This window comes from Aerococcus loyolae, assembly GCF_002871915.2.
Lineage (GTDB): Bacteria > Bacillota > Bacilli > Lactobacillales > Aerococcaceae > Aerococcus > Aerococcus loyolae.
The window spans coordinates 1,872,268-1,885,967 of the sequence record NZ_CP126958.1 but is presented as its reverse complement, the minus strand read 5'-3'; the positions used below and the strand labels follow the sequence as shown (position 1 = coordinate 1,885,967).

At 31.7% G+C, this 13,700-nt stretch carries 6 protein-coding genes and 2 pseudogenes; all 8 read left to right on the top strand.

Going from position 1 to position 13,700, the window contains the following annotated elements:
* Nucleotide 1: 1 nt before the first annotated feature.
* The 8 genes and pseudogenes from CJ190_RS08550 (at nt 2) to CJ190_RS08520 (ending at nt 13,627) form a co-directional block, all read left to right on the top strand.
* Nucleotides 2-862 (top strand): CD1107 family mobile element protein, encoded by an 861-nt coding sequence (locus tag CJ190_RS08550; RefSeq protein WP_101562058.1) that lies wholly within the window; start codon nt 2-4, stop codon nt 860-862.
* 74 nt (nt 863-936) lie between these two features.
* Nucleotides 937-1,548, top strand: coding sequence for a DUF6088 family protein (locus tag CJ190_RS08545; RefSeq protein ID WP_101562057.1), 612 nt, complete (start codon nt 937-939; stop codon nt 1,546-1,548).
* Nucleotides 1,541-2,524 carry a nucleotidyl transferase AbiEii/AbiGii toxin family protein gene (locus CJ190_RS08540; protein WP_101562056.1) on the top strand — a complete coding sequence of 328 codons (984 nt, stop codon included), beginning with the start codon at nt 1,541-1,543 and terminating at the stop codon, nt 2,522-2,524. The genes CJ190_RS08545 and CJ190_RS08540 overlap by 8 nt, the downstream gene beginning before the upstream one ends.
* A 93-nt stretch (nt 2,525-2,617) precedes the next feature.
* Nucleotides 2,618-4,339 (top strand): DNA topoisomerase 3, encoded by a 1,722-nt coding sequence (locus tag CJ190_RS08535; protein WP_101562055.1) that lies wholly within the window; start codon nt 2,618-2,620, stop codon nt 4,337-4,339.
* On the top strand, nt 4,332-5,297 hold the full coding sequence (locus CJ190_RS08530; RefSeq protein WP_101562054.1) for a DNA cytosine methyltransferase: 966 nt from the start codon (nt 4,332-4,334) through the stop codon (nt 5,295-5,297). The genes CJ190_RS08535 and CJ190_RS08530 overlap by 8 nt, the downstream gene beginning before the upstream one ends.
* A gap of 2,257 nt (nt 5,298-7,554) precedes the next feature.
* Nucleotides 7,555-9,163: pseudogene (locus CJ190_RS09305) on the top strand (Eco57I restriction-modification methylase domain-containing protein); the annotation flags it as partial.
* A 209-nt stretch (nt 9,164-9,372) separates the two neighbouring features.
* Nucleotides 9,373-12,927 (top strand): annotated as a pseudogene (locus tag CJ190_RS09300) (helicase-related protein); the annotation flags it as partial.
* 43 nt (nt 12,928-12,970) lie between these two features.
* Nucleotides 12,971-13,627, top strand: a complete 657-nt coding sequence (locus CJ190_RS08520; RefSeq protein ID WP_101562052.1) for a DNA-binding protein — start codon at nt 12,971-12,973, stop codon at nt 13,625-13,627.
* Nucleotides 13,628-13,700: the final 73 nt, after the last annotated feature.

Below are 13,700 nucleotides of genomic sequence, written 5' to 3'. Positions count from 1 at the left end.
AATGAATAAGAGTATTAAACGAGGAGTAGCCATAGCGTTACTCCTTTTTACATTTACAGTACCAGCAACTACATTTGCTATGACCAATGAAGGACAGATAGAAAGTCAAAACGAGTCAATATATGAACCACAAAAAGAAGAATTTGAAAAAATGTTGAAAGATGATGTTTTTACACCATCAAAAGAAGAAATTCCTTATCAAGATGTTCCAAGAATACCAGGAAATACAAGTGAAGCAAATAAGCCTTCAACTAATCCTCCTAAGAAAACACCACTTGTAAAAGGTGGTAATACTAAGGCAGTAAATAATCTTGCGACTGGGGAAAATAAGGCAAGAGGTTCAGTAATTGAAAATGTAGATAGGAATGGAAAAGATATTACACCAAGTGGAGACACAGAAAAAGATAAAGAAAATCCAGTAGATGTAAGACAATTTTTAACATTTCAAACTAAAAGTGGAAAAACTATGCACCTAATAGTGGATCACTCATCAAATCAAGATAATGTAAGGCTATTGACAGAAGTAGGAGAGCAAGACCTACTTAATATGATTGAATCAGAAGACAAAAATACTATAAAGGTTGAAGAACCTAAGAAAGAAGAAGTAAAAAAAGAAGAGCCTACGGATGTTCCAGTAAAAGAAGAAAAGAAAAGTGGAATAGGTTCATTTCTAATTATTGCACTTGTAATTGGAGGGGTTGTAGGAGCAGGATATTATTTTAAAGTAGTCAAAGCTAAGGAAGATAAAATGTTGGAAGACTTTGAAGAAGATGATGAGGATTATATTAGTGAGTCAGAAGATGAGTCTGACAATGAAGAAAGCCATGAAGAATCTCTAGATGAAGATGATGAACTATTATAAGGATATGAAAATTTAATCTAAATTGATTATTTCTCCCGAATATGATACAATATTCGGGAGAAAGGTGGTGCAAAATGAATTCCTATTTAGATCAAATAAAAAATAGAATTAATGATTTTGATAGCAGAAAAGTTTTTATAAACAATGATTTCTTAGATATAGCAGGAAATGAAACTGTTCGTAGAACTTTAAATCAACTAGTTAGTGAAAATAAAATAAAAAGAGTAATTAATGGATTCTATTATAATCCAATATACAGTGAATTAATCGGAGAGTACGAAGCAGTATCAATTCACGAGTTAGCACTTGCCATAGCAAGAAAATACAATTGGAATATTGCACCATATAGTAGCACAGCCTTAAACTTATTAGGACTTTCAACACAAGTTCCAACTCACTATAAGTATATATCTAGTGGAAGATACAAAGAATATAAAATTGGAGATACAATTTTAGAATTTAAAAAAGTAAATACAGGAGAGATTGCTAATATGTCCCTAAAGACTGCAACAGTTATTCAAGCAATTAAGTCTTTAGGGAAAGAAAATATAACCAACGAAGTTATACAAAAGATAAGAGAAAACTTAGCTGAAAAAGAAAGAACAGACTTAATGAATGAATCAAAATCAGTGCCATCATGGATATATGAAGTAATAAGGGAAATTTGTGAGGGCAAAAATGAATAAGTTTTATATAGAGGACAAAGAAGACTTAAGAGTTTTAATAGTCAATACTGCAAGAAAGAAAAATATATCTGAAGCAGTCATTGAAAAAGACTATTGGGTTACTTTTATCTTAGACTATCTATTTAATGAAAATAAATGGAAAGATTATTTAACCTTTAAAGGTGGCACATCACTTTCAAAGTGTTTTGGACTGATTGAAAGATTTTCTGAAGATATAGATTTAATCTTAGATTGGCGAGTATTAGGATATGAAGAAAAAGAACCATGGATAGAAAGGTCAAATACCAAGCAAGATAAATTCAACAAAGCAGTTAATGAAAAGACAGAAATATTTTTAAGAGATGAATTTTTAAAAGTTTTAGAAGAAGATTTAAAGGATATGGACTTTGAATTTTGGGTTGATAGTCATGATCCACAAACAATTCTGTGTAAATATCCTAAAATTTTTGAATCTAATTATTTAACACAAAATATAAGACTTGAAATAGGAAGCCTTGCAGCATGGACACCTGCAATTGATATTGAAATATTACCAATAATTGGAGAAGCCTATCCAAACGTATTTAAAGAAAAAACCAATATAAGAACAGTATCAGCAGAGAGAACATTTTGGGAAAAGGCAACTATACTTCATCATGAAGCGAATAGACCAGAATCTTCTCCTATGCCCTACAGATATGCAAGACACTTTTATGACCTATATAAAATAGCAAATTCAGATTTCAAAGACAGAGCCTTAGAGGATAAGGAGTTATTAAAGAAAGTAACTGAATTCAAAATGAAGTTTTATCCTAGGAAGTGGGCAAGGTATGAAGAAGCATTAGATGGTAGATTAAAATTAGTCCCAAGAAAATACCGATTTTCTGAAATAGAAAAAGATTATAAGGCTATGGCAGAAATGATATATGGAGAATATCCAAACTTTGAAGAGATTATAAAAGTTCTTAAAGAATTAGAAAAAGAAATTAATAAGTAAATCGAATTCTCCCAAAAATAATATAATATTCGGGAGAAATACTTTGAGCGAGAGAGAAATCTTTCGCTCTTTTTTTTATTTATGGAGGTATTAATGAAGTTAGTAATAGCAGAAAAGCCAAGTGTAGCAGTTACGATTGCAAAAGTAATTGGAGCAAGAACAAGAAAAAACGGATATTATGAGGGTAATGGATACATTGTTTCTTGGTGTGTCGGTCATTTAATTCAAATGGCAAGTCCAGATAAGATAGACGAAAAATGGAAGAAATGGACAATAGACACTCTTCCTATAATTCCTGAAGAATATATTTATAAAATATCTAAAAGCACAAAGAAACAATATGGAGTTTTAAAGAAACTTTTAAACGATAAGAACATCGACACAGCAATAAATGCTTGTGATGCTGGTAGAGAGGGAGAACTTATTTTTAGGCTTGTATATAATCAAGCTAAATGTAAGAAGAAAATTCAAAGACTATGGATATCTTCAATGGAAAACAAAGCTATTGAAGATGGCTTTAGAAATCTTAAAGACGGAGAAAACTTTGAAGACTTATATAGATCAGCAAGTGCAAGAGCAATTGCGGATTGGTTAGTGGGAATGAATTTAAGTAGGCTTTATTCTTGCATTTATAAGGAAACATATTCAGTTGGTAGAGTACAAACACCAACTTTATATTTAATAGCTAAAAGGGATAGTGAAATAAACCTATTTAAAAAGCAAAAATATTATACAGTTGACCTATCTTATGGAGAATTGAAACTTGTATCAGATAGGATTGATAGAATTGAAGTTGCAGAGCAACTATTAAATCTACTAGAAGATGAAATAGTTATTACAGAGGTAGAAGATAAAGAAATAAGCACAAAACCAGATAAGCCTTATGATCTTACTACCTTACAAAGAGAAGCAAATAAATATTTTGGATATTCAGCAAATGACACCTTAAACCTGGCACAAGGCTTGTATGAAAAGAAGCTAATCACATATCCAAGAACAGATAGCAGGTATTTAACCGACGATATGGTTAATACTATAAAAGAATTATTAGAAGGACTTGAAGATGATTTTAAAATCAATGAATCAAACTTTAAGTCTATTTTTAATTCATCTAAGGTTACAGACCACTATGCGATTGTTCCTACTATATCAGGTATTGGAAAAGCCAAAGATTTATCTGATAAAGAAAGCAAAATATATAATCTAATTAAGGATAAATTACTTGCTTCATGTTCGGATAACTTAAAGGAATCTAGTAGAAAAATCAGATATGAATATGACAAGTTTAACTTTAATGCAAGTGGCAAGACTGTAATAGATGAAGGTTATACAAAATATCTAAAGGCATATGGAAAGGAAAGACAAGAAAATGAATTACCAGATGTAAAGACAGGAGATAAAATTAAGCTAACTTCTAAAAATATATCGGAGAAATTCACCAAAGCTCCAAGTCATTATAATGAAGATACACTTTTAAAGGCTATGGAGAATGCGGGAGTAGAATCCCTGGATAAAGATATAGAAGTGGAGAGAAAAGGCTTAGGAACACCAGCTACAAGAGCAGGAATTATTGAAAATCTTATCCATAAAGGTCTCATAATAAGAGATAAGAAAAATTTACTTGTAACTGAAAAAGGCAATAGACTTGTATCGATTGTAGAGGATAAGTTTAAGTCGGCTGAAACAACATCTGAATGGGAGATGAAACTTTCAAAGATCAGCTCTGGCAAGGTAGATAAAGAAGACTTTTTAAGAGAAATAGAAAATAGTATATGGGAGCTTGTAGATAGGTACAAGAATAATCTAAATGAATAAGGTAAAAATATTAGAGCTTTTCGGTGGCATAGGTGCTATTAGAAAGGCTTTTATTAATTTAAAGATACCTTATGAAGTTGTTGATTATGTAGAAATAGATAAGGCTTGTGTTAAATCATATAACGCACTTTATGGAGAGAGTTATAAGCCAAAATCAGTAGTAGGATATAAAGCTCCTGATAAGAAGATAGATTTAGTTATGCATGGAAGTCCTTGCCAAGACTTTTCAAGAATAGGAAAAAAGCAAGGAGGAGTAAAGAATTCAGGCACTAGATCAAGCTTACTATTTGAAACAATTAGAATAATTAAAGAAATGAAAAATAAACCTAAATGGATAATTTGGGAAAATGTAAAGGGAGTCCTGGATAGAAATATGAGGGACTCCTTTTTTATTTATCTAAAAGAACTAGAAAACCTTGGATATGAAAGTAAGTATGAAATATTAAATGCAATTGACTTTGGGATACCTCAAAAAAGGGAGAGGATATTTGTTGTTTCATGTCTAGGAGCAAATAACTTTTCTTTTAATAAATTGGAGAGGAAAGAAAAAAGACCACTAAGTGAATTTTTAGAAAAGGATGTAAGTGGGCTTTATACAATGACCCAACCTTATATGCTGAAATTTTTAAATAAAGGCATAGATAACAGTTTTAGAGGGCGACTAAAAGTGATTAAAGATTTTTCTTATACTATTTCTACAAAACAGATGAGAGTACCTAATTCTGGAATAATAGATATTGGAAATGGTAGGTATAGGTATTTAACAGAAAGAGAATGTTTAAGACTCATGGGTTTTGATGACAGTGATATAAACAAATTAGAGAAAGTACATCCAAGAAGAAAAAATTGCACTTCAAGCAAACTATATAAGCAGGCCGGCAATTCTATTGTGGTTGATATTTTAATGGCGATTATAAAAGAAATTCATAGAATGGAGGTAGAAAATGCAAGTAAATGATTTTAAGAATATACAAGAAGCTATAAAGTATGAAGTTTTGCAAGATGAAAAAGAATATTTAAAACTCTTAAAAGTTATAGGGAATAATCAGAAATATGATTTTTTTAGCCAACTAAGTATATACAACAAAGAACCTGAAGCTAGAGCTTGTGCGACATTTGATATGTGGAAAAAATATTTTGGCAGAGTTGTTATGAGAGGTCAAAAAGGTATTCCAATTTTAGTTGGAAGTGATGTAAATCAAAGAATTTCATATATTTTTGATATTAGTCAGACAACATCAATGGATAGGAATATTAATGAGGTTAGCTTATGGCAATTTGACCACGAAAACCATAACGAGGCTTTACAAGAAATAATAAGAGATTCTTCATTTGAAGCTAGTGATTCACTTAATGAAAATATATTTTCTTTGAGCCGAATTTATGGAGATGAATATATTAACTTGGCTCTTGCTGATTTGAGAATAGATATAGAGGATAGACTTAGCTTTGAAAAGTTTATGAGAGACTCAATATCCTATGCAGTAGCTAATAGGTTTAATACAGTCTATCCTATGGATATAGAAAATTTAAAAAATAATTTTTCTAGGATTAATACAATTTCTTTAGAACAGATAGGTATTGTAATATCAAGGGTTAGCGAAGATATTATAGATGGCACAATAGAAAAATCTAAGGAAATAGATCGTGCTAGGCTGCTGACAGAAAGGGCCGGTGGCGACTATAATAGAGATATAGAAAATATAAATGAAGATAGAGGAGGTAAAGATGATTTATATAGACGAGATGATAGGTCAAGAAGTAGAGATGGACGAATTTTCACAGATGGAAGCGACAGAGGAAATAGCGATGAAGATCGAAGAGAAAACCTTGGACATGATGGAGAAGGATCTGGAATTTATGGAGAGATTTCCGAATCCAACATACGCAGTTCTAAGACTGTCTTACCTGGTAGGGAGCGAGGACATGGAGAACTGGAAGAAACTTCAGGAAATGTACGAGGAGAAAACACTTTTGAACCACCTGAAGGAAATTCAGACTCAGGCAGTGGACTATATCAAGAGAGAGAAAGTCAAGATGATGAAAGCACAAGGATTGACAGAGAAGATGATGATAGAAAATCCAGAGGAATACCAAGGACAGATGAACAACTTGATGGCAACAGTCAAGAAAATGGCAATCAAGGAATACGTGGAAGCTTAGAAAACGAAATAAGCCAAGAAAAGGAAGCTGATGAAGCTTCTTTTTTTGATGACAAAAACACTGAAAATAGAAAAGATTACTGGATTGTAGAATTTAATGAAAACCACGAATTAGTTCCCGATTATAGTGGGCAGATAGTAACCAAAGAATTAATAAATGTCCTAAGACAAAAAGATATCAATGTTAAAGACCATAATCAAACTTATGGAGAAAATGAATTTGGAGAAATGACTGATGATTATATCGGATATTTCAAATTCTATTTTGACCACTATGTAGACGGAGAAGTTGTCGAGCATTATAGGATTGACCTTGGTGATGGTGAAGAAGTAAATGAGCGTGAATTTTCATATTTAGAAGAACAAGTTGCACTAAGTGAGGAGAAATCTTTACAAGAAGAAGCTAAAGAAAATATAGAGCCTAAATTTAAGATAGGCGATCAGGTTAGATATAAAGATAAGGACTTTACTATTACAGATTTTGATGAACTAAGTGGAGGACTTAAAACTGTCACTATCAGAGACAATATGGAGTATATGGGAGGTATGATTAGGGGTTCGGAAGTAATTCCATATAGAAACGATTCGTACCTTGAAGAAATCTTTGAAAATCTAAGTCAAACATCAGAAAAACTAGCAGTAAAAGTTGGTAAAGAATTTATTTTAGAAGATGAGAATACCTTTGATGGAATTAACTTGATTGAAACTGGAACAAAAGCAGAAGTTAATGGGGAAGAATTTCCTTTATATAAGGGCGAAACATTTGAAGAAAGTAGAAAGATTGATGACCTTTTAGATAGTGGAAATTATGAGATATACAAATTATCTGAGCATGAAAAACAAATTGAAAGACAAGTAGAACAAGAAAGCTTTATAGATAACCACAATCTTGAAATTGACCAAATGATGGATAGATACAATGTTCCAAGAGAAGCAGCCGAAAACTTATTGAGGGGTAAAGAAGAGTTAAAAAATCTAGGCTATGAACCTAATAAGGAAAGACTAAGTTTTGCTAGAAATTATGACTTAAAAAATCATATCTACTCAGAATACCTAACACCATCAGAAAGGCTAGATAAAAATATAAAAGCTATTAAAATGCTAAAAAGACTTGAAAATGAAAATAGGAGTCCAAGGGAGTATGAGCAAGCCTATCTTGCTGATTATCTAGGTTGGGGTGGTCTTGCCGATGTCTTTGATGAAGAAAAGGGAGGACAATGGCTTGAAGCAAGAAATATTTTAAAGGAAAATCTAACAAATGAAGAGTATTTGAATGCTAAAGAGTCTACTTTAACGTCATTTTATACACCTAGAGAGGTAATGGATGGAATATATAAGACTCTAACAGATATGGGTTTTAAGACCGGGAATATCCTTGAACCATCTGCAGGAGTCGGCAATTTCATTGGCAATATGCCAAGTGAAATGAAAGCGTCTAAAGTCTATGGAGTAGAAAAAGATAGCCTTAGCGGAAGAATAGCAAGAGAGCTTTATCCTGAAGCTAATATTCAAATTAAAGGTTTTGAAGAAACAAACTTCTCGAATAATTTCTTTGACTTGGTAATAGGAAATGTTCCCTTTGGAGATTTTAAAGTTAACGATCGTGAATATAACAGAAATAACTTTCTGATTCACGATTATTTTTTTGCAAAGTCAATAGATAAGGTTAGGAATGGAGGAATTATTGCCTTCATAACTTCGTCTGGAACTATGGATAAAAAAGATGAATCTGTTAGAAAATATATTAATGCAAGATGTGAGTTTTTAGGAGCTATGAGGCTACCTAATACAACATTTAAAGGACTTGCTGGTACAGAAGTTACTTCGGATATTATTTTTTTAAAGAAGAGAGATTCAGTTATAGAAAGAGATGACGATTGGATTCATCTAGCAACTGATAAAAAGGGTTTGACTTACAACAAATATTTTGTAGATAATCCTCAAATGGTATTAGGGGATATGAAAGAAGTATCTGGAAGATTTGGAAATACAATTACTTGTGATGAAAGAGAAGACGAAAATCTAAAAGATTTAATGGATCTTGCAAGTAAGGAAATATCTTCAAATTCAAAATATGAAGAGGTCGAACTATTGGAAGATGAAGAATTAAGTCTTCCAGCAACAGATGATGTTAAAAATTTTTCTTATACTATTATTGACGAAGAAGTCTACCTAAGAGAAAACTCAGTCTTAATTAAGCAGAATATATCAGATAAAAATAAAGAAAAGATAAAAGATTACCTTGATGTAATGAATGCTTTAAAAGATGTAATAGAAAAACAAAAGGACGATTTTTCTGATGAAGAAATAAAAGAGTCACAAGCAAAGTTAAATGAAGTCTATGATAACTTTTCAAAGAAACATGGCTTTATTAACTCCTTATCAAACACTAGAGCCTTAAAGGAAGACTCAAACTTTCCTTTGGTTTCATCAATCGAAATACTTGACGATGAAGATAATTTCAAAGCAAAGAGTGATATATTTTCAAAAAGAACAATAACAAAGGCAAAAGTAGTAGACCATGTAGATACTTCCCTTGAAGCCTTAGTCTTATCAGTTTCACAAAAGGGATATGTAGATTTTGAATATATGGAATCTATAACAAGTAAAGATAGGGACACCTTGATTGGTGAGCTTGAGGGTGAGATATTTTTAGATATTAAGGATACTGACCTAATAAATAACAGAATGCCCTTTGAAAACTTTAACAATGACGATCCATTTCATTTTTCATATGTATCAGCTGATGAGTATTTAAGTGGAAATATTAGAGAGAAAATTGGCTATCTTAATTCATATATCGGAGAAATTGAAAATGTAATAGATTTAGCACCTTCTGAAAAGAAAGACACATTATTAAACGAGTTAGGCAAACTTAAATATCAAAGAGAAAAATTACAAGAAGTTATGCCTGAAGAACTCACAGCTTCTGATATAAATGTAAGATTAGGAGCAACTTGGATACCTCAAAAAGATATAGAAGACTTTACTTTCAATCTTTTAAAAACACCAGGTTATGATAGGTGGAATATAAATGTTAGGTTCTCACCACATACAAGTGAATGGAACATTGAAGGTAAAAGTGTTGACTCAACTAATGACCTTGCTAACATGACTTATGGTACAAGTAGAGTAAATGCCTATAAGCTAATTGAAAATGCTCTTAATCTAAAAGATACAAAGGTATTTGACCAAGTAATAAATGATGATGGTTCGAAGACTTCTGTATTGAATAAAAAAGAAACTATGCTTGCAAGTCAAAAGCAGGAACTGATTAAGGAAGAATTTAAGAACTGGATATTTGAAGATCCTGATAGAAGATATAGGCTAGAAAAGATTTATAATGAAAAATTCAATTCAATTAGAAATAGAGAATTTGATGGTTCTAACTTAACTTTTGATGGAATGAATACTGAAATTAGACTTCGAGAACATCAAAAAAATGCAATAGCTAGGACTCTTTATGGTGGAAATACACTACTTGCCCATGTAGTAGGAGCAGGAAAAACTTTTGAAATGGTAGCTTCTGCTATGGAATCTAAAAAGTTAGGACTTGCAAGTAAATCATTATTTGTAGTTCCTAACCATCTAACTACTCAAATTGGTAGGGAGTTTATGCAATTATATCCGTCAGCAAATATTATGGTGGCCGATAAAAAAGACTTCCAACCTAAAAATAGAAAAAGATTTATTGGCAGGATTGCAACGGGAGAATATGACGCAGTTATCATAGGACACTCTCAATTCGAAAAAATACCAATGTCTAAGGAATATCAGGTAAGACATATACAAGACCAAATAGATGATATAGTTTCCTTTATTGATGAGAACAAAAGAAATAGAGGAGAAAACTTCACAGTAAAACAACTAGAAAAGACCAAGAAGAAACTCTTGGTAAGGCTTGAAAAGCTAAATGACGACTTTAAAAAAGATGATGTAATAACCTTTGAAGAGTTAGGAGTAGATAAGTTATTTATAGACGAAGCTCATAATTACAAAAACTTATTCTTGCATACCAAAATGAGAAATGTTGCTGGTATTGGTCAAAGTGAAGCCTTTAAGTCTTCTGATATGTATATGAAATGTAGGTATATGGATGAAATGACAGATGGCAAGGGAGTTGTATTTGCTACTGGTACACCAATATCCAATTCAATGACTGAGCTTTATACTATGCAAAGATACCTTCAATATGACGATTTAAAGGCAAGAGGATTAGAACATTTTGATGCTTGGGCTTCTACTTTTGGAGAAACAGAAAACACCTTTGAATTATCTCCAGAAGGTACTGGATATAGGCAAAAGACAAGATTTTCAAAGTTTTATAACTTGCCAGAGTTGATGAGCATGTTTAAAGAAGTAGCAGATATAAAGACTTCAGATATGTTAAATTTGCCAGTACCAGAAGCAAATTTTGAAGTTATTAAAACAAAACCTACTGAGGAACAAAAAGAAATATTAGAAGCTATTTCAGAAAGAGCAGACGCAGTTAGAAACAACCAAGTCGAACCAACAGAAGATAATATGCTAAAGATTACAAATGATGGTAAAAAACTTGCCCTTGACCAAAGGTTAATAAATCCACTACTTCCCGATGATCCTAATTCAAAGGTAAATGTATGCGTTAAAAACATCTTTTCGATCTGGGATAAGACAAAAGAAAATTCATCGACCCAATTAGTATTTTCAGATATGTCCACACCAAAAGGAGATGGAGAATTTAATATCTATGATGATATTAGAAATAAGCTAGTGAATATGGGAATACCTAAAGAAGAAATAGCCTTTATCCACGAAGCAGATACAGACAAACAAAAAGATGAATTGTTCTCTAAAGTAAGAAGAGGAGAAGTAAGGGTATTATTAGGCTCTACTCAAAAAATGGGAGCAGGTACAAATGTACAGAACAAATTAATAGCCTTACACGATTTAGATGTCCCTTGGAGACCGTCTGACCTAGAGCAAAGAAGTGGTAGAATTGTTCGTCAGGGCAATGAAAATGATAAGGTAAATATCTTTAGATATGTCACAGAGAATACCTTTGATTCTTATTTGTGGCAGACAATAGAGAATAAGCAGAAATTCATATCACAAATAATGACAAGCAAGACACCTGTGCGTGTTGCAGAAGATGTTGATGAAGCAAGTCTATCTTATTCAGAAATTAAGGCTTTAGCTACTGGCAATCCTCTGATTAAAGAAAAGATGGACTTAGATAACGAAGTTACAAAACTAAAAATGCTGGAAGCTAACTATAAGTCTAATAAATATAAGCTTGAAGATAAGGTAAATAAAATTTATCCTCAAAGTATTTTAAAAACTGAAATGGAAATAAAAGCAGTTAAAGAAGATATTGCAAATATTGAGAAATTAGGAGAAGGAGATAGCAAATTCACTTCAATCAGTCTTAGTACAAATAAAATTTTAGACAAGAAAGAAGCTGGAGAGAAGCTGTTAGAGGAAATAAAAAAGGTAAAGATAAATGATAGCAAGGTCATCGGTAAATATAGGAACTTAGACTTACAAGTTTCATATAACTTCATGACTAATACTCACACCTTTAAACTACTAGGAAAAGCAGAATACTTTGGAGAGTTTTCAAACTCTACTGATGGTAATATAACAAGACTTGATAATGCCATTGAAAAAATGCCTTCAAGACTTGAGAGGTTAAATCAAAACCTTGAAAACTATAAAGAATCTTTAGAAAATGCCAAAGTAGAATTAACTAAACCATTTGAAAAAGCAGATGAGTTAAGGGATAAGACACTAAGACTAGCTGAAATTAATAAACTTTTAGATATGGGAGAAGTGGAAGAACTAGAAAACCAATCACCATTATTAGAAGATTTAAAAAGGGCGATAGTTGATTATTCCAACTATGAGTTTTCAGAATCTAATAGCTATGAAGACTTTGACAAACTATACCCTGATTTAAGTCATATAGGACTTGCCTATACAGAAACACCAGATGGTAAGCACTCTATTCAATATGAGGTAAATTTGGAAGAAAAAACATGGACTCAGTATGTAGATAATGTTGCTATTAGAACAGAATCTTTTGTAGAAGAAGATATATCTAATTCACAAGCTCTTAAAGATATGACTGAAGCCATAAAGATGTCAAGTTTTGATGATCTGGTATCAGTAGATGAAGAAGATTTAAAACAAGCTCTAGGATTAGAAATAGATGATGATGGAAACTTCTATGATCCACTGGCAAAAGATCTTGATAATGATGGAATACCAGATAGGTATGACAATGATTTTAAAGACAGTGATTACTTTGAATCAACTTATGATGTAGAGGATAATTTTAACGCAATAGAAGAGAAACCATCAATATTGGGACAAATATCAAAATTCAAATCAGAAGAAGAAAAAGATAAAAATCAAGAAAAAAGTGAAAAAGGACAAGAAAGATAGAGGAGGGCGAAAGGCTCTCCTTATTTAATACAAGGAGGAAATTATGGAATACAAAGATATTAGAGAAAATTTAGAAGAAATGATGAATGATAACTACAAGGATTTTATAAAAGCACTTGTGAGCATAGAAAAAGGTGTTACTGACGAAAAGGCACTTGAAGAAGTCTATGTTTTATATATGAACAATGATACAACAGGTCTACTAAATGATGACTTTGACTATATGATTGATGATATGAAAGAACAAGGTAAAATTGTTGAAAATACCAATGAACTTGAAGAAAAAGATGACCTCATAAATCTCGTGGGTAATATAGCTGGCAAAGTAGAAAATCTTGAAAGAGAAAATGCTAATGGAGAAAAGTTCAAAGTAAGTAACTTTTCTCTTGTTTCAAAAGATGACGATGGGAATAAAGTTTATACCAATTGTTCAGCCTACGGAGATAAGGCAAAAGATTTAGAGAACTTAAAACAAGGAGATTTTGTTAAAATATTTGGGCAAGTAAAAACAAGTATTGGTAACAATGGAAAGGAACATAAAAATGTTCGTATTTTATCTTCTAAGCTCTTAAAAGCAAAAGAACAAGTAAAGAGTCAAGATAAAGATAAAAAGTCCATATTAGGGCAAATAAAAAGCTTTAAGACAGATGACAAAACTAAATCAAATAAGAAAGAGCATAGCAAAGGAACAGAGAGGTAAATATCGGCAGTCTACGGACTGCCTTTATTTTTTATATGTATATAGGTTGTATAATGACGTAATAGGGGAAAGG

What these genes read in the sequence shown, in the direction of transcription:
- CJ190_RS08535 (WP_101562055.1), top strand. Translation starts at nt 2,618, where the DNA reads ATGAAGTTAGTAATAGCAGAAAAGCCAAGTGTAGCAGTTACGATTGCA.
- CJ190_RS08530 (WP_101562054.1), top strand. Translation starts at nt 4,332, where the DNA reads ATGAATAAGGTAAAAATATTAGAGCTTTTCGGTGGCATAGGTGCTATT.
- CJ190_RS08540 (WP_101562056.1), top strand. Translation starts at nt 1,541, where the DNA reads ATGAATAAGTTTTATATAGAGGACAAAGAAGACTTAAGAGTTTTAATA.
- CJ190_RS08545 (WP_101562057.1), top strand. Translation starts at nt 937, where the DNA reads ATGAATTCCTATTTAGATCAAATAAAAAATAGAATTAATGATTTTGAT.
- CJ190_RS08520 (WP_101562052.1), top strand. Translation starts at nt 12,971, where the DNA reads ATGGAATACAAAGATATTAGAGAAAATTTAGAAGAAATGATGAATGAT.
- CJ190_RS08550 (WP_101562058.1), top strand. Translation starts at nt 2, where the DNA reads ATGAATAAGAGTATTAAACGAGGAGTAGCCATAGCGTTACTCCTTTTT.